20 protein-coding genes are annotated in these 24,504 nt (G+C 69.3%); 7 read left to right on the top strand and 13 right to left on the bottom strand.

Annotation, left to right across the window (positions count from 1 at the left end; translation table 11 throughout):
• Window positions 1-19: 19 nt before the first annotated feature.
• The 3 genes from LAJ50_RS16980 to LAJ50_RS16990 are packed head-to-tail and all read left to right on the top strand — an operon-like array spanning window position 20 to window position 2,369.
• Window positions 20-772 carry an ABC transporter ATP-binding protein gene (locus LAJ50_RS16980; protein WP_138653426.1) on the top strand — a complete coding sequence of 251 codons (753 nt, stop codon included), beginning with the start codon at window positions 20-22 and terminating at the stop codon, window positions 770-772.
• A 20-nt stretch (window positions 773-792) separates the two neighbouring features.
• Window positions 793-1,719: an MlaD family protein gene (locus tag LAJ50_RS16985; RefSeq protein ID WP_138653342.1), complete on the top strand. Its 927-nt coding sequence runs from the start codon at window positions 793-795 to the stop codon at window positions 1,717-1,719.
• The gene (locus tag LAJ50_RS16990; protein ID WP_138653344.1) at window positions 1,716-2,369 is read left to right on the top strand and encodes an ABC-type transport auxiliary lipoprotein family protein; all 654 of its coding nucleotides are present in this window, start codon (window positions 1,716-1,718) and stop codon (window positions 2,367-2,369) included. The genes LAJ50_RS16985 and LAJ50_RS16990 overlap by 4 nt, the downstream gene beginning before the upstream one ends.
• A 27-nt stretch (window positions 2,370-2,396) precedes the next feature.
• On the opposite strand, the gene LAJ50_RS16995 is transcribed toward LAJ50_RS16990, so the two are convergent.
• Complete coding sequence (locus LAJ50_RS16995) at window positions 2,397-2,978, bottom strand: alpha-ketoglutarate-dependent dioxygenase AlkB (protein ID WP_138653346.1); 582 nt, start codon at window positions 2,976-2,978, stop codon at window positions 2,397-2,399.
• Between the two features lie 48 nt (window positions 2,979-3,026).
• Between LAJ50_RS16995 and LAJ50_RS17000 the strand changes: the two genes are divergently transcribed.
• Window positions 3,027-5,096 carry a glycoside hydrolase family 99-like domain-containing protein gene (locus tag LAJ50_RS17000; protein ID WP_138653348.1) on the top strand — a complete coding sequence of 690 codons (2,070 nt, stop codon included), beginning with the start codon at window positions 3,027-3,029 and terminating at the stop codon, window positions 5,094-5,096.
• Between the two features lie 17 nt (window positions 5,097-5,113).
• Here the strand turns inward: LAJ50_RS17000 and LAJ50_RS17005 are convergent, their stop codons facing one another.
• From LAJ50_RS17005 to LAJ50_RS17025, 5 genes are all read right to left on the bottom strand, one after another.
• On the bottom strand, window positions 5,114-5,746 hold the full coding sequence (locus LAJ50_RS17005) for a CoA transferase subunit B (RefSeq protein WP_138653350.1): 633 nt from the start codon (window positions 5,744-5,746) through the stop codon (window positions 5,114-5,116).
• Window positions 5,746-6,483: a CoA transferase subunit A gene (locus LAJ50_RS17010; protein ID WP_138653352.1), complete on the bottom strand. Its 738-nt coding sequence runs from the start codon at window positions 6,481-6,483 to the stop codon at window positions 5,746-5,748. The genes LAJ50_RS17005 and LAJ50_RS17010 overlap by 1 nt, the downstream gene beginning before the upstream one ends.
• 183 nt (window positions 6,484-6,666) lie before the next feature.
• Window positions 6,667-8,106, bottom strand: a complete 1,440-nt coding sequence (locus LAJ50_RS17015) for an alginate export family protein (RefSeq protein ID WP_171044604.1) — start codon at window positions 8,104-8,106, stop codon at window positions 6,667-6,669.
• Between the two features lie 23 nt (window positions 8,107-8,129).
• Window positions 8,130-9,545 (bottom strand): UbiD family decarboxylase, encoded by a 1,416-nt coding sequence (locus LAJ50_RS17020; RefSeq protein ID WP_138653356.1) that lies wholly within the window; start codon window positions 9,543-9,545, stop codon window positions 8,130-8,132.
• A 122-nt stretch (window positions 9,546-9,667) separates the two neighbouring features.
• Window positions 9,668-11,017, bottom strand: a complete 1,350-nt coding sequence (locus tag LAJ50_RS17025) for an MFS transporter (protein ID WP_138653358.1) — start codon at window positions 11,015-11,017, stop codon at window positions 9,668-9,670.
• 212 nt (window positions 11,018-11,229) lie between these two features.
• On the opposite strand from LAJ50_RS17025, the gene LAJ50_RS17030 reads away from it, so the two are divergent.
• The 3 genes from LAJ50_RS17030 (at window position 11,230) to LAJ50_RS17040 (ending at window position 14,475) form a co-directional block, all read left to right on the top strand.
• A complete protein-coding gene (locus tag LAJ50_RS17030; protein WP_138653360.1) occupies window positions 11,230-12,168 on the top strand; it encodes a LysR family transcriptional regulator in 939 nt (312 codons plus the stop codon).
• A 223-nt stretch (window positions 12,169-12,391) separates the two neighbouring features.
• Window positions 12,392-13,849, top strand: coding sequence for an aldehyde dehydrogenase family protein (locus LAJ50_RS17035; RefSeq protein ID WP_205961531.1), 1,458 nt, complete (start codon window positions 12,392-12,394; stop codon window positions 13,847-13,849).
• A 23-nt stretch (window positions 13,850-13,872) separates the two neighbouring features.
• On the top strand, window positions 13,873-14,475 hold the full coding sequence (locus LAJ50_RS17040) for a UbiX family flavin prenyltransferase (protein WP_138653362.1): 603 nt from the start codon (window positions 13,873-13,875) through the stop codon (window positions 14,473-14,475).
• 142 nt (window positions 14,476-14,617) lie between these two features.
• Here LAJ50_RS17040 and LAJ50_RS17045 read toward each other — a convergent pair whose 3' ends face one another.
• The 7 genes from LAJ50_RS17045 to LAJ50_RS17075 all read right to left on the bottom strand — a co-directional run bounded on the left by LAJ50_RS17045 (window position 14,618) and on the right by LAJ50_RS17075 (window position 24,487).
• Window positions 14,618-16,312, bottom strand: coding sequence for a GMC oxidoreductase (locus LAJ50_RS17045; RefSeq protein WP_138653364.1), 1,695 nt, complete (start codon window positions 16,310-16,312; stop codon window positions 14,618-14,620).
• A 117-nt stretch (window positions 16,313-16,429) separates the two neighbouring features.
• The gene (locus LAJ50_RS17050) at window positions 16,430-17,215 is read right to left on the bottom strand and encodes an enoyl-CoA hydratase/isomerase family protein (RefSeq protein ID WP_138653366.1); all 786 of its coding nucleotides are present in this window, start codon (window positions 17,213-17,215) and stop codon (window positions 16,430-16,432) included.
• A 35-nt stretch (window positions 17,216-17,250) separates the two neighbouring features.
• Window positions 17,251-18,774, bottom strand: coding sequence for an AMP-binding protein (locus LAJ50_RS17055; RefSeq protein WP_138653368.1), 1,524 nt, complete (start codon window positions 18,772-18,774; stop codon window positions 17,251-17,253).
• Complete coding sequence (locus LAJ50_RS17060) at window positions 18,767-19,279, bottom strand: (2Fe-2S)-binding protein (protein WP_138653370.1); 513 nt, start codon at window positions 19,277-19,279, stop codon at window positions 18,767-18,769. Before LAJ50_RS17060 ends, LAJ50_RS17055 begins: the two co-directional genes overlap by 8 nt.
• On the bottom strand, window positions 19,267-20,094 hold the full coding sequence (locus tag LAJ50_RS17065) for an FAD binding domain-containing protein (protein ID WP_138653372.1): 828 nt from the start codon (window positions 20,092-20,094) through the stop codon (window positions 19,267-19,269). The genes LAJ50_RS17060 and LAJ50_RS17065 overlap by 13 nt, the downstream gene beginning before the upstream one ends.
• Window positions 20,091-23,087, bottom strand: a complete 2,997-nt coding sequence (locus LAJ50_RS17070; protein ID WP_138653374.1) for a molybdopterin cofactor-binding domain-containing protein — start codon at window positions 23,085-23,087, stop codon at window positions 20,091-20,093. The genes LAJ50_RS17065 and LAJ50_RS17070 overlap by 4 nt, the downstream gene beginning before the upstream one ends.
• Window positions 23,084-24,487 carry a sodium:solute symporter family protein gene (locus tag LAJ50_RS17075; protein WP_205961532.1) on the bottom strand — a complete coding sequence of 468 codons (1,404 nt, stop codon included), beginning with the start codon at window positions 24,485-24,487 and terminating at the stop codon, window positions 23,084-23,086. The genes LAJ50_RS17070 and LAJ50_RS17075 overlap by 4 nt, the downstream gene beginning before the upstream one ends.
• Window positions 24,488-24,504 lie beyond the last annotated feature (17 nt).

Raw genomic sequence — 24,504 nt, forward strand, 5'->3', positions numbered from 1 at the left:
GGACGAGACCGACGCGGTCATCCGCGTGCGCGGGCTGGTCAACCGTTTCGGCGCGCAGACTGTGCACGACGGGCTGGACCTGACCGTGCGGCGCGGCGAGATCATCGGCATCGTCGGCGGCTCGGGCACCGGCAAGTCGGTGCTGATGCGCAGCATCCTGGGGCTGCAGATCCCCGAGGCGGGCCAGATCGAGGTGCTGGGCGAGGACGCGCGCCACGGCGGCCGCGCCGCGCGCCAGCGCATCGAGCGCAATACCGGCGTGCTGTTCCAGGATGGCGCGCTGTTCTCCTCGCTGACCGTGGGCGAGAACGTGCAGGTGCCGCTGAAGGAACACCACCCCGAGCTGCCCGAGACCTTCCGCTACGAGCTGGCCCTGCTGAAGGTGAAGCTGGCCGGCCTGCCGGCCGACACGGTCAACAAGCTGCCCTCGCAGCTGTCCGGCGGCATGCGCAAGCGCGCCGGCATCGCCCGCGCGCTGGCGCTGGACCCGCCGCTGCTGTTCCTGGACGAGCCCACCGCCGGCCTGGATCCGATCGGCGCGGCCGCATTCGACACGCTGATCAAGACCCTGCAGGAAGCCCTGGGCCTGACCGTGTTCATCATCACCCACGACCTGGACACCCTGTACGCTATCTGCGACCGCGTGGCGGTGCTGGCGGACAGGAAGGTGGTGGTCAATGCGCCACTGTCCGAGGTCGAGCGGTTCGACCATCCGTGGGTGCAGGAGTACTTCCACGGGCCGCGCGCCCGGGCCGCGCGCGATGCGCGTTAACGACTAGCGGAGCACCGGATTTGGAGACCAAGGCCAATTACGTCCTGATCGGCGCCTTCACCATCATCGTGGGGATCGGCCTGCTGCTGTTCGGGCTGTGGGCGGCCAAGTACTCGTCCGAGCGCAGCTTCCAGGCCTATCAGGTGGTGTTCCGCGAGGCCGTCACCGGCCTGAGCGTGGGCAGCCCGGTGCAGTACAACGGCATCGCGGTCGGCTCGATCACCAAGCTCTCGCTGGCGCCCAACGACCCCAGCCAGGTCATCGCCCAGCTGCGGCTGGATTCCAGTACCCCGGTCAAGACCGACACCACCGCCAAGCTGGCCATTACCAGCCTGACCGGCCCCTCGATCATCCAGCTCAGCGGCGGCTCGCCGCAGTCGCGCGCCCTGACCGACGTGGACAAGCGCGACGTGCCGGTGATCCGCACCAGCCCCTCGGCGCTGCAGAACATCACCGACACGGCCAACCGCATCGTCGAGAAGCTCGACCAGGTGCTCAGCGACAAGAACGTGGCGGCCATCTCCTCCACGCTGCAGAACCTGCAGTCGATCAGCGGCGACATCTCCAACCGCGAGGCCGGCGTGCAGGCGCTGCTGGTGTCCGCGCGCGACGCGGCGCAGAACCTGGACCGCACCCTGACCACCGCCAACGGCACGCTCAGCGACCTGGACCGCCACGTGGTGCAGCAGCTGCCGGCCACGCTGGCCAAGCTGGACGCGGCCCTGGCCAAGCTCGACTCGGCCGCAGGCAACGCCGACGCGATCCTCGGCGAGAACCGCCAGGCCATCAACAGCTTCGCCAACGACGGCCTGGGCCAGCTCGGGCCCACGCTGGGCGAGCTGCGCGGCCTGATCCGCGACCTGCGCCAGGTCAGCGACCGGCTGGAAGGCAACCCCGCGCGCTACCTGCTTGGCCGCGACGCACCCAAGGAGTTCGAACCCAAATGAAGGCGCCGCTGCTGTTCCTGACACTGGCCTCGACCCTGGTCCTGGCGGGCTGCTCGTCCCTGCTGGGCGGCGGCGCCCGCACGCCGACCACCATCTACGCACCGCCGGTGCAGGTGACGCCCGATCCGGCCTGGCCGCAGGTGGCGGCCTCGATCGTGGTGACCAAGCCGACCGCGCCGCGCCTGCTCGACAGCGCGCGCATCGCCGTGCGCCCGAGCCCGGACGAACTGCAGGTCTACAAGGGCGCCGCCTGGGCGCAGAGCGCCACCAGCATGCTGGAGGATGCGGTGCTGCGCGCCCTCGAGGACAGCCGCAAGACCGCCGGCGTGGGCAGCGCCGAATCCGGCATCCACGGCACCTACAAGCTGCTACTGGACGTGCGCCGCTTCGAAGCGGACTACGCCGGCGGCGCCACGCCGGCGGCCACGCTGGTGGTCAATGCCAAGCTGGTGCGCAACCTCGACCAGAGCGTGCTCGCCTCGCGCACCTTCAGCGTCGCCCAGCCGGCCGCCGGCACCGACATCGCCCAGGTGGTGCCCGCCTTCGACCAGGCGCTGGCGCAGCTCACCGGCCAGATCGCCGGCTGGACGCTGACCACCGCCGCCGCGCAGCCGGCCACGCCGCCGCGCGCCGCCCCGCAGATCCGCTGAAAGCGCCCGCCGCGTCCCGCGCGGCCTTCAACGTCGCAGCGGCTGGATGTGGCGGAAGGTGAGGTTGAGGCGCGGCCCCACCGGCTTGGCGGTGCGCGGCAGCGCATGCTGCCAGTCGCGCTGGCAGGCCCCGCGCATCACCAGCAGGCTACCCGGCTCGAGCACCAGCGCCTGCTTGACCGCATGGTCGTCGCGCCGGCGCAGCACGAAGCGCCGCGCCGCCCCCAGGCTGAGCGAGGCGATCACCGGCTCGGCGCCCAGTTCCGGCTCGTCGTCGCTGTGCCAGCCCATCGCATCGCGCCCATCGCGGTACAGGTTGGCCAGCACACTGTTGAACGGCACGCCCAGCTCCCCGCGCAGGCGATCGCGCAGCGCCGCCAGCGCTTCCGTCCACGGATGCGGCGCGAAGGTCTGCCCCGAATACCGGTACACCGCCTGCGCATCGCCGATCCAGCAGCTCAGCCGCGGCGAATCCACCCAGCGCCCGAACAGGCGGATGCGGTGGATGGACCAGGGAAGGGTTTCGCTCAGCTGCTGCTGCAGTGCCCACGCGTCATCGGGAGCGAGCCAGTGCGCGCGCAGTGCCAGCATCGCGTCGTTGCGTGTCATCCCAAGCCTGCGGGTGCCTGCCAGCGTCGATTCTGGGATCATTTGAGCATGAGTATTTCATCATCCGGCGACGCGCGCTCCAGACTATTCATCTTTCTGCGCGCGGTTTTTCGCCGCCTACCGCTTTCGACGCATTCGCGCGACGTATTGCGCAACCGGTTCCTGGAACGTTTCCCACGCATCCGGCCAGAGTTACCTCGTGCACATGCGGCCGCGGTCGGGACAGGGGTGCCGCTTCGAGCCCCGGGTTCGTCGGATCAACCTGCCATTGGCCATGTTCCGCAACGCTCGGGCGCCATGCCCGAGGCGCGCCCAGCCCGCTTGGTCGCTTTTTATCTTCCGCAGTTCCATCCCATTCCAGAGAACGACAGATGGTGGGGCACGGGCTTTACAGAATGGCGCAACACAGCTCGCGCGCTTCCGCAGTTCGAAGGTCATTCCCAACCGCGCGTGCCAGCAGATCTCGGCTACTACGATCTACGCAGTGCACAGGTGCTGCGCGCGCAGGCAGCGCTCGCCCAGTCCTATGGCATTGAAGGATTCTGCAGCTACTTCTACTGGTTTGCGGGCCACGTCCTGCTGGAGGCGCCACTGCGCAACTGGCTGGAACACGAGGATATCGCGCTGCCGCTGTGCCTGTGTTGGGCCAACGAGAACTGGACTCGCACCTGGAGCGGACGCGGACAGGACGTATTGATTGGCCAACGGCACAGTGCCGCGGACGACCTGGCCTTCATCGCCTACATCGCCCCCTACCTTCGCGACCCGCGCTACCTACGCATCGACGGGAGGCCGATGCTGCTGGTGTATCGCCCTGGCCTGTTGCCCGACGCGGCCGCCACCGCCGAGCGCTGGCGCCACTGGTGTCGGGAAAATGGCGTCGGCGAGCTGCATTTGGCCTACGTACAATCGTTCGAGCGCCCCACGCCGGAGAGTATCGGCTTCGATGCCGCAGTGGAGTTTCCTCCGAACCTGACCAGTTTGCCGACACTCGCGCCGGCCCAGACGCTGCTCAATCCCGACTATGCGGGCGAGATCCTCGACTGGCGCGTGCTAGCACGCAATGCCATCGATCGCGATGAGCCAGGATACCTGCTTTATCCAGGCGTCAACCCTGGTTGGGACAACGAACCCCGCCGCCCGAGCCGGGGGAGAAGCTTGTTGCACGCCTCGCCGCGCGGTTATCGCGACTGGCTGCGCCGCGCGATCCAGCGCGTCCAGTCGCGACCGGCTTCGCAACGCCTGGTCTTCGTCAACGCATGGAACGAATGGGCAGAGGGCGCAGTGCTGGAGCCGGACGCAAGGCTGGGCCACGCTTGGCTTGATGCCACCCGCCAGGCCCTGCATCCTGCGAAGTCATCCTCGCCATCCCCTGTCGCGATCATCCACGCGTTCTATCCGGAAGTACTCCGGGAAATTCTGGAGGCCTTGCTGGCTTCCACGCTGCAATGGAGGGTCATCGTCACAACTTCCGCGGAGAAGCTGGATGCGGTGAATGCCGTGATCGCGTCCAGCGCCATGGGCTGCGAAGTGCGTGTGTACGAGAACCGGGGCCGTGACATCCTGCCCTTCCTCCATGTGGCAGACGCCTTACTCAATGAAGGCGTGGACGTCGTGCTCAAACTGCACACCAAGCGCTCTGTCCACCGACGGGACGGGGCGCAATGGCGACAGGAAGTGATCGATCGGCTGACAAGTCCCGCGCGAGCCTCGATTATCCTTGACGCCTACCGGAAGAATCCTCGATTAGGCCTGGTCGCGCCGGAAGGGCACACACCACGGCTTTCGTTTTACTGGGGCGCCAATGCCGACAGCGTGGCCAGGCTGGCGAGCGTGATCGGAATTCCACCCGTCGACGTCGAAGAGGATCGCTTCATCGCCGGCTCAATGTTCTGGACCAGGCTTGAGGCACTTCGCCCGCTGCTTGATGCGCATCTCGATACTTGGAGATTCGAGCGCGAAGTGGGTCAGGTTGATGGAACAACGGCGCATGCCATCGAGCGACTGACCATCGTGGTGGCCAAAGCGGCCGGATACGCCACGCTGACGGCATCGACCGTGGCCGGTGATCATGAACCCGACCCGGACGCCCATTACAGCTACGCTCAACCCAGCTGATGCAGCCCGGGCGCGGTTCACCTGATGTCGAAACGCGCGCCGGTCTTCTCCGCGATCTCCTCGCGGCTCACCCCATCGGCCAGCTCCACCAGCTTCAGCCCCTCGGCGGTGACGTCGAACACGCCCAGGTCGGTGATGATGCGGTCGACCACGGCCACGCCGGTCAGGGGCAGGTCGCACTCGGGCAGCAGCTTGTGGCTGCCGTCCTTGGCCACGTGCTCCATCAGCACCACCACGCGCTTGACGCCGGCGACCAGGTCCATCGCCCCGCCCATGCCCTTGACCATCTTGCCGGGCACCATCCAGTTGGCCAGGTCGCCCCGCTCGCTGACCTGCATCGCGCCCAGGATGGCCAGGTCGATGTGGCCGCCGCGGATCATGGCGAACGAGTCGTGGCTGCCGAAGAAGCTGGCGCCCGGCCGCGCGGTCACGGTCTGCTTGCCGGCGTTGATCAGGTCGGCATCCACCTCGTCCTCGCTCGGGAACGGGCCGATGCCCAGCAGACCGTTCTCGGACTGCAGCCACACGTCCACGCCCTCGGGAATGTAGTTGGCCACCAGCGTGGGCAGACCAATGCCGAGGTTGACGTACATGCCGTCGGCCAGCTCCTGCGCGGCGCGCGCGGCCATCTGTTCGCGGGTCCAGGCCATCACTTGTCTCCTGCGGCACGCACGGTGCGCTGTTCGATGCGCTTCTCAGGATGCGCGTTCAGGACCAGGCGGTCGACGTAGATGCCCGGCAGGTGCACCTGGTCGGGATCGAAGCTGCCGACCTCGACGATCTCCTCGACCTCGGCCACGCACACCTGCCCGGCCATGGCGCAGGCGGGGTTGAAGTTGCGCGCGGTCTTGCGGAACAGCAGGTTGCCGGCGGTGTCGGCCTTCCAGGCCTTGATCAGGGCCACGTCGGCGCGCAGCGCGGTCTCCAGCACGTAGTGCTTGCCGTCGAACTCCCGGGTCTCCTTGCCCTGCGCGATCACGGTGCCGTAGCCGGTGGCGGTGAAGAACGCCGGGATGCCCGCGCCGCCGGCGCGCAGGCGCTCGGCCAGCGTGCCCTGCGGGTTGAATTCCAGCTCCAGTTCGCCGGACAGGAACTGCCGCTCGAACTCCTTGTTCTCGCCCACGTAGGACGAAATCATCTTGCGGATCTGGCGCGTCGCCAGCAGCTGCCCCAGGCCGAAGCCGTCGACGCCGGCGTTGTTGGAGATCACGGTGAGGTCACGCACGCCAGTGTCGCGCAGCGCGGCGATCAGCGCCTCGGGGATACCGCACAGGCCGAAGCCGCCGACGGCCAGGGTCTGGCCGTCCGCCACCACACCATCGAGCGCCGCCTGCGCGCTCTCATACACCTTGCCGCGCGTCGGGGGCGCTGAAGACGTCGGGGCCATCGCGATATCCGTCGGTAGAGAGGGCTGAAATTCTAGCGGACTCTCCCCTCCCGCTGCCTACTGCACCTTCGTCCGTGCGCCACGGCGCGGCAAACGGCCTCGCCACCGCGGGGCGGCCGATGCCGCGCAACATCGAGATGGCCTCCGGCCGGCCTGATCGCCGCAGGCCCGGGACGCGCGCCCTCAGAAGCGGAACGTCATGAACCCACCGAAGAACGTGGCGTCGCCGTAACCGGCATCCTCCATCGCCGCCGCGGCCAGGAAGCGCTCGGCGCGGGCGGTGAACGCCACATAGCGGCTGACCTTCCACGTGGCGTTGAGTCGCAGCAGGTCGCCGATGCGCTTGCCGTCGGTCCGCTGCGTGCCGGCATAGGCGGTCCCGGCGCCGCTGTAGATGGCGTCATCGGTGTTCTGGCGCCACATGCGCTGGTACTGCAGCTGCACGCTGGTGGTCCTGCCCGGCGCGAACTGGAACATCGGCGCGAAGGCCATGTAGTTGGTACTGCCGAACCAGGTCGCCCAGCTGTGGTACGGCCCGCTGCCGAACAGGATGGAGCTGTTGCGGAGCGTGCCGCTGCCGTAGGCGCCGCCGCCGGAGCTGAGATCGGCATGGAAGCCGACCTGCGGCGCCCAACCGGAGCCGGACAGTTTCCAGGTGAAGATCGAGTACGCCGAGTAGGCGCGCAGGTCGCGGTCGCCGAAGTCGCCGGTCTGATACATCGCGGCGGTGTCGAAGGTCAGGGCGCCCTGGGTGCCCCAGAAATGGACGCCGAAGTAGTCGCGCGTTTCCCTGGCGACCTTGCCGCCCCAGGCCTTGTTGTCGTCGCGGGCATGGAACCAGAACGGCTCCAGGTACAGCCCGCTGCCCGCCAGCCGGAAGCCGGCCAGTGCGCCGCTGAAGCGCCTGCTCGACAGCGTGCCATCGTCGAAGTAGCCGCCCTGCTGATCGACGTAGCGGTAATCGAACACGTCCAGCCGCGCGTCCGCGCCGATCGCCCACGCACGCACGCCGTCGAAGGTCACGCGTGTGTTGGAGTTCTCGCGCGTGGTGGCCAGCCACTGCGGGCCATCCTGGAAATCCTGGCGACCCACGCGCATGCCGACCTCGGCATCGGCCCACTTGCCGGTCAGGTCGACGAAAGCCTGCTGCAGGAACGCGTCGTCGCGCTGCGACGCCGGGAAGCTGGTGACGTTGCGGCCGTCGTAACCGCCGTGCGCCAGCTCGGTGAACGCACGGACGTGCTCACCCACGTGCAGGTCCGCGCCGAGGAAGGCGCGATACAGCCACGGCGACTGCGAGGCCGCGCCCTCGCGCAGGCCGATGGCGCTGTAATAGTCGCCGCGGAAGCGCTGCTCCATGCTCACGCTCAGATAGGTGTCGCCACTTTCGTTGAACGGGATGTACTTGAGCCCGTCGAACAGCCCGGTGCGCTTGGCAGGATCGCGCAGCGCGGTCCAGTCCTCCACATAGCGCGACATCCAGCTGTCGGCGCCGGTCTTGCCGCCCCATCCCTGCGCGGCCAGCGGATAGCCGGCGTCCTGGCTGGCCATCTGCGCCTGCGCGGCGGGGATGCCCGCAGACAGGGCCATGGTGACCAGGACGGCGATCTTGCACTTGCGCATGGCGCGCCCCCTCCCGAAGGTGTTCATGCGACGCGGTCGGCTGTGCCGCGCCAGTCCTGGCGGCCGGTGATCAGGGCCTGCAGGTCCAGCGTGTCCTCACCGGGAATGCGGATGCGCTTGTACTTCATCTCCGGCGCATCGACCGGGATGGTGGCGTCCAGTCCCATCTTGGCGCCCACGCCATCGTCGGTGGACGGATCGAGCTTGGAGCCCTGGCTGTTGCCGATCACCACCAGATCGCGATCGGCCTGGAAGCGCGTGGCCACCGCCCACTCGACTTCCTGCGGGTCATGGATGTCCACGTCGGTGTCGACCACCACCACATGCTTGATGTCGTAGTGCGCGGCGAACGCGCCGAGGATGACGTTCTTGCCCTCGCCGTTCTGGCGCTTGTCCAGCTTGACGTACAGGTGATAGCGGCCGACGCCGCCCAGCGCCAGATGCACATCGCGCACCCCGGGAAAGCTGCGCTGCAGCTCGTTGAGGATCGTGGCCTCGCGCGGGATCGCGCCCAGCAGCAGATGTTCCAGGCCGCCGCCGACGATGGTGTGGAACACCGCATCGCGGCGATGGGTGATCGCATCGACCTCGATCACGTGACGACGCGCGCGCTCGCCATAGTACTGCGGGAACTCGCCGAACGGCCCTTCCTCCTCGCGCTCCTCGGCCAGCAGCCGGCCCTCGATGACGATCTCGGCCTGCGCCGGCACGCGCACCTCGTTGGTGGTGCACTTGACCACCTCCAGCGCCTGGCCGTGCAGGGCCCCGGCGATCTCCAGTTCGTCATGGTCCACCGGCACGATCGCCTGCGAGGACAGCAGCGTGGCCGGGTCCACGCCGATGGCGATGGCCATCTGCAGCGGCTTGCCGTCCTTCTCGGCCATGCGGTAGTAGTGGTCGGTGTGGCGCGGCAGCAGCAACACGCCGATGCGGTTCTTGCCGCTGATCTGGCAGCGGTGGATGGCGACGTTCTGGATGCCGGTTTCCGGGCTGCGCGAGATCAGCAGGCCGGCGGTGATGTAGGCGCCGCTGTCGTGTTCGTTGTGGGTGGGAATCGGCAGCTGCCTGAGCAGATCGATCTCGGTGTGCACCACTTCCTGTGCGGGGGCATCGCCGACTTCCCTCCACGGAATCGGGTTGGACGCGGCATGCTGGAAGCGCGCCAGCAACTCGTCCTGCGCCACGCCCAGGGCTTCGGCCATCCAGCCGCGGTCGGACACGATGCCGGAGATCACCGGAATCGCATGCTCACCGTCGGGCCTGGGAAAGAACGTGGCCTGGCGCCCGTCCAGCTTGTGCGCGACCGCCGCGATCTCGTGCCGCAGCCTGAGCCCGTCGCGGGCCACGGCCAGTTCGCCGCGCGCGGACAGGCGGTCCAGCCACTGGCGCAGCGACAGCGCACCGTGCGTGTTGCTGGATCTTGGATTGGAATCAGCCATGGTTGCCTCCATCGGTCAGCCGCACGCCAGGAGCTGCGCGCGTCGTGTGGGAACACCGGCACGTGCCGGCAAGGAGTCGCGAACGGACCGCACGGCGCGATGCCGGGGCGATCGCGCGCGGTCTAAAGCGTCCTGCCGCGCGTCTCGGGGATGACCACCGCGCCGATCAGGTAGATCAGGCCGATCGCACCGGTGAACACCGCCAGCACCGTGGGGATCTGCGCGGGCGTGGCGCTGGCCAGGGACACGAAGGTCGGCATGGTTCCGCCGAGGGCGAAGCCGATGTTCCAGCTCAGGCCGGTGCCGCTGGCGCGCAGATCGGTGGAGAAGCGCTCGTTGAGAAAGATCATGATCGGCGCGATCGCCGCGCCGCCGATCAGCGAGATCGCCACCGCGTACAACAGCACCGTGTCGACCGAACCGGCCGCACCGCTCACGCCATGGAACAGCAGCGGCAGGCCGACCAGCGCGGCCAGGCCGGCGACGATGAAACTCGGCTTGCGCCCGACCTTGTCGCTGAGCCAGCCGAAGAACAGCGCGCTGACGATCACCGCCACCGAGCCCCACATCAGGATGTGCGAGCTCTCCCCATGCGGCACCTTGGCCACCAGGTTGAGCAGGGTCGGCAGATAGCCCGAAGTCAGGTAATAGGTCGCGCCGCCGCCGAAGGTGATCAGCAGGTTGACCAGCATGACCTTGCGGTACTCGCGACCGAACACGCGCCGCAGCGGCGAGACCTTGGGCGCGGCGGCCACCTTGCCGCTGGCCTTGGCCTCCTGCAGCTGCTTCCAGACCGGCGATTCCTCGAGGAACTTGAACATGATCAGGCCAAAGGCCGTGCTGATCAGGCCGGTGAAGAACATGAAGCGCCAGCCCCACTGGTCGAACTGCGCATCGGGGAAGATGCCCGACAGCACGAAGTAGGCGAAGGAGGCCATCAGCGCGCCGATGCCGGCACCGGCGCCGCCGACCAGGCCCGACACCAGGCCGCGATACCGCGGCGGGATCGACTCGGTGCCGATGGTGTGGGTGGAGGCGACAATGCCGCCGACGAACAGGCCCTGCACCACGCGCAGCACCAGGAACAGCACCGGCGCCAGGAGGCCGACCTGCTCGATGGTCGGCAGCACGCCGAAGGCCGCGGTGGCCAGGCCGACGCCGACCATCGCCACCATCAGCGCCAGCTTGCGCCCCTTGCGATCCGCGTAGGCACCGAAGATGGCCGAACCCAGCGGGCGCACCAGCAGCGCCACCGCGAACGAGGCATAGACCGCCGCCAGCGACAGGGTGGGCGTGTGCGAGGGGAAGAACAGCCGGCCGACGATCGGGGCGACATAGAGCAGCAGGAACAGGTCGAACAGATCCAGCGCCCACCCGAAAGTGGAGGCGAAGGCCGCAAGCAGCACCTTGCGCGGTGGAATGGGCGCAGCCGCCCCCGTCGCCCCGCCTGGCGAGGTCGTGGTTCCGCTCATGTTTCCCCTCCTCGGAAATGGATGAACGTTGCTTGCGTTGTGGCCGAGCGCGGCGAAGCCGCATCGGCGTCGCGCCTGGCGACGATGGCCAGCCCGACGCGCGCACCCCGGAAGGGGCAACGGCCGCAGCCTCGCCCAGGCAGTCGATAATTCCAAATAATGAATTTAGATATGATCCATCAGATTTTCTGACCTCATTCCCGGAGGGGGCGATGGACCTGCGACAGATCAACTACTTCCTGGCGCTGTACGAAGAGGGCAGCGTCACGCGCGCGGCGCAGCGCATGAACGTGGTCCAGCCCGCGCTGTCGATGCAGATCGCCAAGCTGGAGCGCGAGCTGGAGCAGAAGCTGTTCGAACGCACGCCCAAGCGCATGGTGCCGACCGCCGCCGGCCGCACGCTGCACCGGCTGGTGACGCCGATCCAGCGCGACCTGGCCGCGGCGATGACGCACATGGCCAACCTGTCGGGCACGGTGTCCGGCGAGGTCTCCATCGGCGTGCTGTCCTCGGTCACGCGCAGCGTGATTCCCGGCGTGCTGATGGCCTACTCGGCCGACTATCCCGACGTGCGGATCTCCATCGCCGATGGCTACTCGCAGACCTTCATCGAATGGGTCAACGCCGGCCGCCTGGACGTGGCGGTGATCAACCGGCCGGCGCGCCGCCTGGGGCTGGAGATGATCCCGCTGCTGGAGGAGGAGATGGTGCTGGTCGGCGCGCGCGGCAACGCTCCGCCGAAGATCCGCTCGCTCGGCGATGTGGCCGCGCTGAAGCTGGTGCTGCCGTCCAAGCGCCACGGCCTGCGCGCCGAGCTGGAGCGCCACATGGCCGGGCTCACCGTCGAACTGGAACCGCAGCTGGAGATCGACTCGACCGACTCGATCGCCGACCTGGTCGCGCGCAGCGACTGGTTCACCGTGCTGCCCAGCATCGCCGTGCACCGGCAGCTGCTGGATGGCTCGCTGACGGGCTACTCGATCGGCCGCTCGCGCATCACCCGCCATCTGGTCGTCATCCACCAGGCGCGGCATCCGCTGGGGCCGGCGGCGATGCTGCTGGTCGAGCGCCTGCGGGAGGCGCTGCACGACACGCGCGAGGCCCTGGACCCGATCCTCATCAGATCCTCTGATAAAAAAAATAAAGACTGATTATTAGACTTGATGCCGAGCCCGCGCTAGCGTCGCCCTCGGGAGTGGCGCGCCGTCCGCGGGCGCGCCGCCGCCGAGCCCCGATTTCCTCCGGGCGCGGCGATCGGGAGGCGCGGTGGGATGCAGCGCGCTCGGCGCGGCCGCGGGCCGGTGCCGTCCCGCGCGGGAGGTCCCGCCACAGACGCGTCCGGATCGTCGTGCGCCATGCACCCAGGACGCTTCCGTGACCCGTTCCCCCGCCATGCACTGGATCGACGGCAAGGCCGTCGGCACCGCCTTCCTTCCCAGCCAGGACCCGGCCAACGGCCAGGTCCTCGGCGAGTACGCCGATGGTGGCGCCGCCGAGGCGCAGGCCGCCATCGACGCGGCGCGCCACGCCTTCGACCAGGGCGCCTGGGCCGCCTCGCCGCGCCTGCGCCAGCGCGTGCTGCTGGACTGGGCCGCCGCCCTGCAGGCACGCGCGGGCGAACTGGCCGAACTGCTGACGCTCGAGAACGGCAAAGTCATCGCGCAGTCGCGCGGCGAGGTGGCCGGCGCGATCTCCGAGATCGAGTACTACGCCGGCCTGGCGCGCCACATTCCCGGCCACGTGCTGGAGCCCGAGCCCGGCGTGCTGTCCACCGTGCTGCGCGAGCCGGCCGGCGTGGCCGGCATCATCGTGCCGTGGAACGCGCCGGCGGTGCTGCTGGTGCGCGCGCTCGGCCCGGCGCTGGCCGCCGGCTGCACGGTGGTGGTCAAGCCCGCCGCGCAGACCACCCTGTTCAACGCCGCGATCCTGGCCCCGCTGCTGCGGCATCCGCAGCTGCCGGCCGGCGTGGTCAACGTCTTCAGCGAGGCCGGCAGCGCGGGCGCTTCGCTGCTGGCCACCTCGCACGCGGTGGACGTGATCTGCTTCACCGGCTCGACCGCGGTGGGCAAGACCATCATGCGCAACGCCGCCGACAGCATGAAGAAGCTCTCGCTCGAGCTCGGTGGCAACTCGGCCTGCCTGGTGTTCCCGGATGCGGACCTGGATGCGGTCGCGCCGAAGCTGGCCGCGGCCGCGACCATCCTCTCCGGCCAGCAGTGCACCGCGGCGCGGCGCGTGCTGGTGCACCAGAGCAGGCTCTCGGAGATGAAGCAGGCCCTGACCGGTGCGCTGGAGGCCCTGCGCCTGGGTCCCGGCATCGACCCGGCCTCGCAGATCGGCCCGCTGATCGACCGGCGTTCGCGCGATGCGGTGGCCGCCCAGGTCGCCCAGGCCTGCGAGGAGGCCGACCAGGTGCTGCTGCGCGGCGGCGTGCCCGAAGGCGCGCTGGCCGAAGGCGCGTTCTTCAAGCCCGCGCTGGTGTATCACCGCGACAGCGGCGCCGGCTTCGTCCAGGACGAGATCTTCGGCCCGTTCCTGGTGCTGGAGTCGTTCGAGGACGAGGCCGAGGCCATCGCGCGGGCCAACCACACCGTGTTCGGCCTGTCGGCCAGCGTGTGGACGCACGACGGTGCGCGCGCCCTGCGCGTGGCGCGTGCCCTGCGCAACGGCACGGTGTGGATCAACGAGCACAACCGGCTGCTGGCCGAGGTGGAGACCGGCGGCTATCGCCAGAGCGGCCTGGGCCGTCTGCATGGCTACGACGCCCTGGCCGACTTCACCGAAATCAAGCACATCTACCAGGCGCCCGGCGTGGCCGGCGCCACGCCGTGATGGCCGACTCAGGAGACAAGCCGATGCGCGCAGACCCGCAGCAGAACCCGCCGCTCATCGTCGGCATCTCCGGCGCCAGTGGCGTGATCTACGGTGTGCGCCTGCTGCAGATGCTCAAGGCGCTGCGGATCCCTTCGCATCTGGTGATGTCCAGGTCCGCCGAGATCACCATCGCCCACGAGACCGACCTGAAGATCGCCGAGGTCAAGGCGCTGGCCACGCAGGTCCATGCGCACCAGGACATCGCCGCCGCGATCTCCTCCGGCTCGTTCCGCACGCGCGGCATGATCGTCGCCCCCTGCTCGATGCGCTCGATGTCCGAGATCGCCACCGGCGTGACCTCCAGCCTGCTCACCCGCGCCGCCGACGTGGTGCTGAAGGAGCGCCGCCGGCTGGTGCTGATGGTGCGCGAGACGCCGCTGCACACCGGCCACCTGCGCAGCATGACCCAGCTCTCGGAGATGGGGGCGATCATCGCGCCGCCGGTGCCGGCCTTCTATGCCCGCCCCGACTCGATCGATGCGATGGTCGACCATACGGTGGGACGGGTGCTGGATCTGTTCGAGATCGAGACCGGGACGGTGAAGCGGTGGCGGCAGGGGGTGGATGCGGAGGCGGAGCGGTAGGTCTGCGGCCAGCGCTTCCGGGTGGGTGAGGAGGCGCGTGTCCGTTGAAGCGCGGCGCAGGCGAAGAGCGAAGGCGCAGGATTCCCGCGTTCGCGGGAATGACGAGCTGGGGTTCTGCTTCGGCCTTGTGTGTTCTTCGGCCTCACACGTTCCTGCGCATGCCATCCGCGATCTTCTCCGCGATCATGATCGTGGGGATGTTCGTGTTGGCCGAGGGCAGGCGCGGCATCACCGACGCGTCGGCGACATAGAGGCTGTCCACCCCGATCACCTTGCCGCTCGGATCCACGACCGCATCCGGATCGTCCGCGCGGCCCAGGCGACAGGTGCCGCTCGCGTGCCACACGCCGAACACATTGGCGCGCACGAACGCCTCCAGCCGCGCGTCGTCGCTCAGCACCGACTCGAGTGAACGCCCTCCGTTCATCACCCGCCGCAGCACCTGCTGGCGCAGCGACGCCGGCACGTCCAGCAGCGCGCCCAGTACGCCGGTCAGCAGCGCGTTGCGGCGCGTGACCGCGCTGAGTTTCTTGATCGCCGGGGTGAAGCCGGCCGGGAACAGGTCATCGATGTTCGGATTGAGGGCCTCGCACACGACCAGCCGCACCAGTTGGCGCACGCCGTGCATCATCCGCCGCAGGTCGGCCGGCGCGGAGAGCAGGTTGAGATCGACCTTCGGATAATCGTCGGGCGAGGCCGAGACCAGCTGCACGCGCCCCTGCGACAGCGGCTGGTTGCACCACAGGAAGAACAGGCTCAGGCGCTGACCCAGCGCGTGCCAGCCGGCGCGCGCCGAGGCGGTGAGGTACATGTCCGATGCGCTGCCGCCTTCGATGCCCGAGCTGTAGCGCATGGCCACGAAGCTGGCGCGGCGATAGCTGGCCGGCAGGCGCAGGGCGCGCGGCAGATACTGGCACAGCGTCAGCGACGGATGATCGCGCAGGTTGCGGCCCACACCGGGGCGGTGGGCGACGACCGGGATGCCGAGCGCGGCCAGCGCCTGGCCGTCACCGATGCCTGCGCGCATCAGCAGCGCCGGCGACTGCAGCGCACCGGCGGTCAGGCTCACGCGCCCGGCCCGCGCCTCCTCGCGCACGCCGTCGCGCTCCAGCTCGACCCCGACCACGCGCTGGCCCTCGAACTTCAGGCCGACCACGCGCGTGCCGGCGCGGATCTCCAGATTGCGTCGCGCCCGCACGCCGGCATCGAGGTAGCCGATCGCGCTGGACACGCGCCGGTCGTGCTGGTTGGAGAACGCCGGCGGGAACAGCCCGTCCTCGAAGTCGCCGTTCTGGTCCAGCCGCATGGACAGACCGCTTGCCGACAGCGCCTGCGCCACCGCGGCGGCATACGGCGGAAACGCCTGCGGCCGGATGCGGCGGATCGGGATCGGGCCGTCGTGACCGTGCAACGGGCCGTCGCAGTCGAGGTCGCGCTCGAGCTTGCGGAAGTACGGCAGCACGCCGTGCCAGTTCCAACCCTCGGCACCCAGCGCGGCCCAGGCGTCGTAGTCGCGTGGCAGGCCGCGATTGGCCGCCTGCACGTTGATCGACGACCCGCCGCCCATCACCCGCGCCTGCTCGTAGGCGCGCGACAGCACGCGCCCATCGGCAGCGTGCGTGGTCGCGGCCGACAGCCCCGGCCAGAGGTAGCGCTCGCCGTGGAACAGCGCCATCGGATAGCTGTCCAGCAGCGCCGCGGGCACCTGGCCCGGCGGCGTATCGATGCCGGCCTCGACCAGCAGCACGCGACGGGCGGGGTGGGCGGAGAGCCGGTTGGCCAGCACGCAGCCGGCCGAGCCACCGCCCACGATCACGTCATCGAACACTTGCGTCATTTCCCCACCCTACGCGGCCGGCGCCCGGGGCACCGGTCGAAAAAGAACCACGCGACGCACGCACGTGACGACCGCCGGCACGACGCGCCTGCGGCCAGCACCGGTGCGTGGCCGCGCTCAGCTGCCCCGGAAGTTCGGCTTGCGCTTGGCGTGGAAGGCCTCGACGCCCTCACGGAAGTCGTCCGAGCTGCGCAGGCGGCTGTAGCAATGACCTTCCAGCTCGATGGCGATGGACAGCGAGGCATCCTCGGTGTCGTTGAGCAGCTTCTTGGCGGTGCGCTGGGCCAGCGGCGAGAAGCCGATCAGTTCCTTGACCAGCGCATCGGTGGCCGCTTCCAGGTCGCCGTCGGCGACCAGCTCGGTGGCGATGCCCCAGTCGTAGGCCTGCTGCGCCTTGATGCGCCTGGAGCGCATGACGATGTCCTTGGTGCGGGTGATGCCGACGATCTTCTGCAGGCGCGCCGACCCGCCCGAGCCCGGGATCTGGCCGAGCTTCTGCTCCGGCAGCGCGTATTCGACGGTCTCGGAGACGATGCGGAAATCGCAGGCCAGCGAGATCTCGAAGCCCACGCCGAAGGTGTAGCCGCGATTGGCGGCGATGACCGGCTTGCCGGCGCGCGCCGGGGCGGCGATGTTCCAGGCCAGGTGCGAGACATGCTCCGGCGAGGCCTCCAGGAAACCCATGATGTAGCCGCCGGAGGAGAAGTGCTCCCCCTCGGCGCGCAACACGATCACGCGCACGCGCTCGTCGGCGTCGAGCCGTTCGAACGCCAGGCGCAGCGCGTCGCGCTGGTCCATGCTGATGGTGTTGAACGGCGCGCGGTCCAGCACGATGTCGCCGCGCTGCGCGTCGGGGTCGACTTCGATGCGGAAGCCGTCGAGGGTTTCGATGGTCTTGGACATGGGGTTCTGCCTCGTGGGTAGGGGGGAAGTGGAACTCAAGGAGCCGGGACGTATTCGCCCGCGGTGAGCTTGCGGCGCAGCAGCTTGCCGACCGGCGACTTGGGGATGTCCTGCACGAACACGAAGTTGCGCGGGCGCTTGAAGTTGGCCAGCTTGGAGTCGCGGCACCAGGCGTCGAGCTCTTCCGTGGTGACCGGCGCGCTGGCCTTGATGAAGGCAGTAACCACACTGCCCCAGCGCTCGTCGGGCAGGCCGACCACGGCCACCTCATCGACCTTGGGATGCAGCGAGAGATGGCTCTCGATCTCCACCGGCGAGACGTTCTCGCCGCCGGAAATGATCATGTCGTCGACGCGGCCGGTGACGAACAGGTCGCCCTCCTCGTCCACATAGCCGGTATCGCCGGTGAAGTACCAGCCGTTGCGCAGCGCCTTGGCGTCTGCGTCCGGGCGGCGCCAGTAGCCTTCGAAGGCCTCGTCGCCGGCCAGCAGCGCGATGATCTGGCCTTCCTCGTTGACCGCGGCGCGCTCCTCGCCCGTGCTCGCCTCCAGCTTGACCACGCGGACCATCTGATTGATGCCCGAGCGTCCGGCGCTGCCCGGCTTGCCGGCCGCGTCGTCCTCGATGGTGAAGGTGTAGACCTCGGAGGAGCCGTAATGGTTGACGAACAGGTCCGGATTGAACGCCTCGTCGAGCTTCTTGAGCAGGCCATCGGTCATCGACGCGCCCGCATAGCCGAGCTTGCGCACCGAGGACACATCCGTCCCAGCGAAGTCCGGGTGGTGGACCACGTCGTGGTACAGCGTGGGCACCAGATAGAGGTTGTCGATCTTCTCCTGGGCGATCAGCGCCAGCGCGCGGGCCGCGTCGAACTTGGGCAGGCAGACGAACACGCCGTTGATGATCGCGCTGGCCAGCAGCGAGCGCACGCCCATCGTGTGGTACAGCGGCATCACCCCCAGGGTGCGCTCGCCGTTGCCGTAGCGGTTCTGCGCGACATGGGCGATGGCCGCGGCGCGCTCGGCGCGGTGGCGGCGCGGCACGCCCTTGGGCTTGGAGGTGGTGCCCGAGGTGTAGAGCATCAGCGACCAGTCCTCGGCCGTGGCCCGTGGCGTGGCCGGCGGCGCGTCCGTGGCCAGCCAGCTGGCGAAGCGCTGCGCGCCGGGACGGTCGATGTCCAGGGTCACGTGCAGCACCGATTCGTCCAGGCCGGCGGCGGCGATCGACCTGGAGGGCGCGTCCTCGTACACGATCACGCGCGCCTCGGCGTCGTGCACGCAGAAGCCCACATCCTCGGCGGTGGCGCGCCAGTTGAGCGGGGTCAGGATCACGCCGGCGAACTGGCAGGCCCAGTGCAGCGTGGCCGCCTCCCAGCGGTTGCGCAGCACGCTGACCACATGGTCGCCGTGGCGCACGCCGGCGGCTTCCAGCGCGGCGACGACCGAGGAGATGGCCCGGTACCAGGCCGCGTAGGTCAGGCGCGTGTCGCCATCGACGATGGCCAGGGCTTTGGGGTCGCGTTCGACGCTGGCCAGGAAACTGGTGCCGAGATCAAGCATGTGCGCGTTCCTCTTTCAACCGCTGCTGCGCGTGCAGGGCGGCCTTGATGATGGTGGCGTAGCCGGTGCACCGGCACAGATGGCCGGAGAGCATCTCCTTGAGTTCGTCCTCGCTGGCGTCGGGCGATGCGCGCAGGAAGCCGTCCAGCGACATCAGGATCCCGGGCGTGCAGAAGCCGCACTGCAGGCCGTGGTGCGCGCGGAAGGCCTCCTGCAGCACGCCCAGCGTGTGGCCACCGTCGGGCGAGAGCCCTTCGACGGTCTGTACCTGCGCGCCGTCGCTCTGCACGGCCAGCGCCAGGCACGAACGCGCCGGCACGCCGTCGATCAGCACGGTGCAGGCGCCGCACACGCCGTGTTCGCAGCCCACATGGGTGCCGGTGGCGCCCAGCTCGTGGCGCAGGAAGTCGGACAACAGCGTGCGCGGCTCGGCCAGCCCCTCGACCCGGCGGCCGTTGAGCGTGAGGCTGACGGTGTGGCGCAGGCTGGCGATCAGTTTCGGCATCGCAGGGCCTCCTCGATGGTCTCGCGGCCCAGGCGGCGCACCAGCTCACGGCGATAGCGCGCCGTGGCGTGCAGATCGTCGCGGGCGTCCAGGTCCCAGGCGTACTGGTTGAGGGCGTCGTCGAAGTCCGACGCGCCCGGCAGCGGCAGTTCGCGCACGGTGGGGACGTCGGCCACACCGCCCACGCCAAGGCGCACGGAATGTTCGGTGGCGACCGCGGCGCAGGCGACGATGGCGAAATCGCCATGCCGGCGCCCCACTTCGCGGAAGGCATAGCCGACGCCCGGTTGCGCGGCGGGGAAGGTGACCGACTCGATCAGCTCGGTGTCGCCGCGCGCGGTGGCCATCATGCCGACGAAGAACTCCGCGGCCGGGATGGAGCGCGCCTTCCTGCGCTGGCGCAGCTGCAGCGTGCCGCCCAGGGTGAGCAGGCACAGCGGCTGCTCGGCGCTGGGATCTGCATGGGCGATCGAGCCGACCACGGTGCCGCGGTTACGCGTCTGCGCATGGCCGACCCAGGGCAGCGCCCTGGCCAGCAGCGGCAGGCGCGGATCGCGTGCGGTCCATTCCAGCAGCGCCGCCTGGCGCACGCCGGCGCCGATGCGGATGCCGGCGGCGGTGGCCTCGATCCTGGCCAGCGATTCGACATGCATGACGTCCACCAGCAGCGCCGGCTTGGCCAGGCGCATGCTCAGCATCGGCACCAGCGACTGGCCGCCGGCGATGATGCGCGCCTGGTCGCCGTGCTCGTGCAGCTGGGCCAGCACGTCCTCGCGCGATTCGGCGCGGAGGTAGTCGAACGGCGCCGGCTTCACAGGCCCACTCCGAACCTGCGCAGCACGCGCTTGAACCATCCGGCGATACCGCCGCTGCCGCCGCCGGCCTTCGTGGCCAGGCCGTCGAACAGCTGGCCGATCACCACCTTGGCCGCGCCGTCCAGCAGGCGCCCGCCGATCGAGGCGACCTTGCCGCCGATGACGACTTCGTAGCGGTAGTGGATCTCGGTCTCGCCCGGCGACGGTTCCTTCAGGGTCACCGCGCCGCTGCCGTTGCCGAAGCCCAGCGCACCGGTGGTGGTGCCCTTGAGGGTGAGCGATTCGGGCTCGTCGAGGTCGTGCAGGCCGACCCTGGCCTTGTAGCGGCCCTTGACCGGGCCGATGCCGAGCGTGACGTCGGCGGTGAACTCGGTCGGCGAGGGCCGCTCGATGCCGTGCGCGCCGGGGATCACCGAGGCCAGCGTGTCCGGATCCAGCAGCATGTCCCACACCCGCTGGCGCGGCGCGGCGACCCTGGCCACGCCCTCGCCGGTGAGCTTGCGCTCGCCCGGCTTGGCCGGCGGCGCGGCCTTTTTGGCCAACGGGCGCGAGGGCGGGGTTTCATCGCCGTGCAGATGCAGCGCCAGGCGCGCGGGCAGCAGCGGCAGTTCGACATCGGCGATCGACAGCGCGTCGGCCACCGCATTGGCCAGGCATACCGGCGTGGACATGCAGTTGCCCTCGCCCACGCCCTTGGCGCCCAGCGGCGTGTACGGCGAGGGCGTCTCGTGATGCAGGATCAGCGGCGGGACCACTTCCATCGCGGTCGGCACCAGGTAGTCGGCGAAGGTGCCGGACAGGAAGCTGCCATCGGCGCCGTAGCTGTGCTCCTCGTACAGCGCCGCGCCCAGCGCATGCGCGTAGCCGCCGTTGACCTGTCCTTCGACCATGCCCGGATGCAGGATGCGGCCGCAGTCGTGCATGGTCACGTACTTGTCGATGCGTACCTGCGCGGTGTCGCGGTCGATCTCCACGCCGCAGAAGTCGAAGATGAAGCCGTGGCACAGCGAGCTGTTGACCCCATCCTGCGCATCAGGCGCGGTGAGCTGCGGCGGCGTCCAGAACGCAGTCTCGCGGATCGCATGGTCCACCTCGTCCGGCAGCGTGCCCGGTGCCCAATGGCTGGATGAGGCCACGCGCGCGAAGGGCAGCGGCCTGGCATCGCCGCCCTTGTGCCGCAGCGTGCCGTCGACGAATTCGATCTGCTGCCATTCGCAGCCGAGCTGGGCGGCTGCGATCCTGGCCAGCTTCTCGCGCAGGCGCATTGCGGCGATGTGCGCCGCGCCTGCGACCGCGGCGGCGAAGCGGCTGGAATAGTTGCCCGAGGCGATCGACCAGGCATCGCGCGCGGTGTCCATCTCGGTCACCACGCGGATGTCGCGCGGGGTCAGGCCGAAGGCATCGGCCACCACCTGCGCGAGCACCGTGCGATGGCCCTGCCCCTGCGGCACCGAGGCCGCGTGCACGCTGACCGAGCCGACCGCGTCGATCTGGATGGTCGCGGTGGCCTGGGCGCCGTTCTTCGGCCCGGCCTTGGCGCGCTGCTCGGGCGTGAGCACCGCGGTGATGTAGCCCATGTTGGACACGCTGGGCTCGACCGCGGCGGTGAAGCCGATGCCGTAGTGGCGGCCTTCGGCGCGCGCGGCATCGCGGCGTGCGATCAGCTCGGCCAGGCCGCCCTCCTCGACCGCACGGTCCACCGCGGTGCGGTAGTCGCCCGAATCCAGCAGCGCCCCGGTGGCGGTGCGATACGGGAACGCCTCGGCCGGCACCAGGTTGCGGCGGATGACCTCGAGCGGATCGAGGCCGAGTTCGATGGCGATGCGCTGCATCAGCCGTTCCAGCGCGAAGTACACCTGCGGACCGCCGAAGCCGCGGTTCAGGCCGGTCGGCATCTTGTTGGTCAGCACCACGCGGTTGCGGATCGACACGTGCGCGATCGCGTAGGCGCCGGTCATGTTGCCGTGCATGCGGTACAGCGTGGCCGGCTCCGGCGCACGCAGGTGCGCGCCGCAGTCCTCCAGCTGGTCCCAGGCCAGCGCGCGCACGCGGCCATCGGCGTCGACCGCCGCCGCCAGCGTCGTGTCGCGGTTGGTCGCGCAGACCGAGGCCGACAGGTGTTCCAGCCGGTCCTCGACCCACTTCACCGGGCACTGGGCCACGCGCGCGGCGGCGGCGATCAGCACGATGTAGGGAAAGATGCCCTGCTTGATGCCATAGCTGCCGCCGGACTCGGGCGGCGTGCGCAGGCGCAGGCGGTTGCCCGGCACCTTCAGCGCCCGCGAGATCACCGCGTGGATGCTGAAAGGGCCCTGGAAGTTGGCCAGCACGTCGTAGCCGTCGATGCCCGGGTCGTACTCGGCCAGCACGCCATAGCATTCGATCGGCGTGCAGCTGTTGCGCGGATAGCGCACGTCCACCGACACGCGATGGGCGGCCTGTGCGAAGGCGGTCTCAGGATCGCCGTAGCGGAAGGACCGCTCGCTGGCGATATTGCCGCCCAGGCCCTCGTGCAGCACCGGCGCATCGGGTGCGATGGCCAGCTGCGGATCGACCACCGCGTCCAGCGCCTCGTACTCGACCTCGATCAGCTCCATCGCGTCCTCGGCCAGGTAGCGGTCGCGCGCCACCACGACCGCGACCGGCTCGCCGACATAGCGCACGCGATCGGTGGCGATGGGCCAGCATTCGATCGGCGCCTTGACGCCGACCACCAGGCTGGTGGTCAGCCGCTGGATGTCAGCCCCCGTCAGCACCGCACAGACGCCCGGCAGGGCCCGCGCCTTGTCGACATCCACGCGCAACACGCGCGCATGGCCATGCGGCGAGCGCAGGATCGCCGCATGCTGGGTGCGCGGCGGCGTGCCGAGATCGTCGAAGTAGCGGCCGCGCCCGCTCAGCAGGGCGGCGTCTTCCACGCGCGGCAGGGACCGGCCGGTCCACTGACCGGGCGCCAGCGCTTCATCGTGCGAGAGGGTGTCGGCCTGCGTCATCGTGTTCCGTGTTCCAGCTTCACGCCCGCCGCCACCCGGCCCTTGTCGCGGAAGGGATGGCTGAGGGCCATGACCACCAGGGGAATCGCCAGGGCGACATAGGCGTTGTCGATGCCGAACGGATTGCCGGCCAGATACCAGCCGATGGTCACGAACAGCGACAGCACGATGCTGGCCAGCGCACCGCGCGGCGAACCGAAGCGCGGCGCATAGAAGGCGATCAGCAGCAGGACCGCCAGCGTGGCGCGCAGCGACTTGGCCAGGAAGGTGACGTTGAGCACCTCGGTGGAGGCCACCGCCAGCGGGATCGGGATCAGCCCGACCACGATCGTGGCGATGCGCACGAAACGCAGCGCGCTGGCCTCGTCGGTCTTGTCGCGCTGGAAGAACCGCGCGTAGAAGTCCTTGTAGATCAGCGTGGCCGTGCCCATGCTCAGCGCCGAAATCGTGCCGAACAGCGATCCGGCCAGACCCGCCACCACCAGGCCGGCCATGAAGTCGTTCATCGACGCGACCAGGGTCGGGAAGGCCTGCAGCGCGTTGATGTTGGGGAACAGCAGCACGCAACACATGCCGACGATCGCCGCGGCGATGCCGAAGGGCACGATCAGCAGGGCCGAATAGAAGCTGGCCGCGCGTGCGCGCCGGCCGTCGGGCACGGTCGCGATTGCCTGCACTACGTACTGGGTGGCCAGCACCGCGCCGACCCCGGCCACCATCCACGCGCCGATCTGGCCCCAGCCCACGCCGGTCAAGCTGAACATGCTGGCCGGCAGCTGCGCGTGCAGCTGCTCGTAGCCGCCGACCCTGGACAGGGCATAACCCAGCGCGATGGCGATGCCCAGGTACTTGACCATCGCGTGCAGCACGTTGGTGTAGATCACAGAGCGCATGCCGCCCAGGCTGACGTACAGCACCCCGATCACGCCGACGATCACGATCGCCAGGGTGCGGTCGATCTTGAGCAGCCCGGCCAGCACCGCCCCGCCGCTGGTGTAGACCGAGATCGCCACGATCTGCAGGGCGAAGATCATGATCACCGAGGTCGCAAAGCGCACCGGCTCCCCGTAGGTGCGCGCCATCGCGCCGGAGATGGTGTTCTCCTGCATGTCCTTGAAGCGCCGGGCCATCAGGAAGGCGAACAGGACGAAGCCCACGCCGAGCGCGGCCAAATTCCAGGCCGAGGAAATGCCCTGCTTGTAGGCGGCCTGCGCGGTGCCCACGCTGGCGGTGGTGCCGATGAACTCGCTCATCAGCAGGAAGCCGATGAGGATCGCCGGGAAGTTGCTGCCGCCACTGGTGAAGCTGTGCGCGGTCTTGGCATAGCGCCGTGCCCAGAAACTGATCGCGGCCAGCGCCAGCATGTAGCCGCCGACGATGGCGATGAGGGTGAGGTTCATGCGCGCGCTCCGGGCGA

The organism is Pseudoxanthomonas sp. X-1, from assembly GCF_020042665.1.
GTDB classification, from domain to species: domain Bacteria; phylum Pseudomonadota; class Gammaproteobacteria; order Xanthomonadales; family Xanthomonadaceae; genus Pseudoxanthomonas_A; species Pseudoxanthomonas_A spadix_A.

Excerpts from the sequence above, each read along its gene's own strand:
- LAJ50_RS16990 (WP_138653344.1), top strand. The coding sequence starts at position 1,716 with ATGAAGGCGCCGCTGCTGTTCCTGACACTGGCCTCGACCCTGGTCCTG.
- LAJ50_RS16995 (WP_138653346.1), bottom strand. The coding sequence starts at position 2,978 with ATGACACGCAACGACGCGATGCTGGCACTGCGCGCGCACTGGCTCGCT.
- LAJ50_RS17000 (WP_138653348.1), top strand. The coding sequence starts at position 3,027 with ATGAGTATTTCATCATCCGGCGACGCGCGCTCCAGACTATTCATCTTT.
- LAJ50_RS17005 (WP_138653350.1), bottom strand. The coding sequence starts at position 5,746 with ATGGCCTGGACCCGCGAACAGATGGCCGCGCGCGCCGCGCAGGAGCTG.
- LAJ50_RS17010 (WP_138653352.1), bottom strand. The coding sequence starts at position 6,483 with ATGGCCCCGACGTCTTCAGCGCCCCCGACGCGCGGCAAGGTGTATGAG.
- LAJ50_RS17015 (WP_171044604.1), bottom strand. The coding sequence starts at position 8,106 with ATGCGCAAGTGCAAGATCGCCGTCCTGGTCACCATGGCCCTGTCTGCG.
- LAJ50_RS17020 (WP_138653356.1), bottom strand. The coding sequence starts at position 9,545 with ATGGCTGATTCCAATCCAAGATCCAGCAACACGCACGGTGCGCTGTCG.
- LAJ50_RS17025 (WP_138653358.1), bottom strand. The coding sequence starts at position 11,017 with ATGAGCGGAACCACGACCTCGCCAGGCGGGGCGACGGGGGCGGCTGCG.
- LAJ50_RS17030 (WP_138653360.1), top strand. The coding sequence starts at position 11,230 with ATGGACCTGCGACAGATCAACTACTTCCTGGCGCTGTACGAAGAGGGC.
- LAJ50_RS17040 (WP_138653362.1), top strand. The coding sequence starts at position 13,873 with ATGCGCGCAGACCCGCAGCAGAACCCGCCGCTCATCGTCGGCATCTCC.
- LAJ50_RS17045 (WP_138653364.1), bottom strand. The coding sequence starts at position 16,312 with ATGACGCAAGTGTTCGATGACGTGATCGTGGGCGGTGGCTCGGCCGGC.
- LAJ50_RS17050 (WP_138653366.1), bottom strand. The coding sequence starts at position 17,215 with ATGTCCAAGACCATCGAAACCCTCGACGGCTTCCGCATCGAAGTCGAC.
- LAJ50_RS17055 (WP_138653368.1), bottom strand. The coding sequence starts at position 18,774 with ATGCTTGATCTCGGCACCAGTTTCCTGGCCAGCGTCGAACGCGACCCC.
- LAJ50_RS17060 (WP_138653370.1), bottom strand. The coding sequence starts at position 19,279 with ATGCCGAAACTGATCGCCAGCCTGCGCCACACCGTCAGCCTCACGCTC.
- LAJ50_RS17070 (WP_138653374.1), bottom strand. The coding sequence starts at position 23,087 with ATGACGCAGGCCGACACCCTCTCGCACGATGAAGCGCTGGCGCCCGGT.
- LAJ50_RS17075 (WP_205961532.1), bottom strand. The coding sequence starts at position 24,487 with ATGAACCTCACCCTCATCGCCATCGTCGGCGGCTACATGCTGGCGCTG.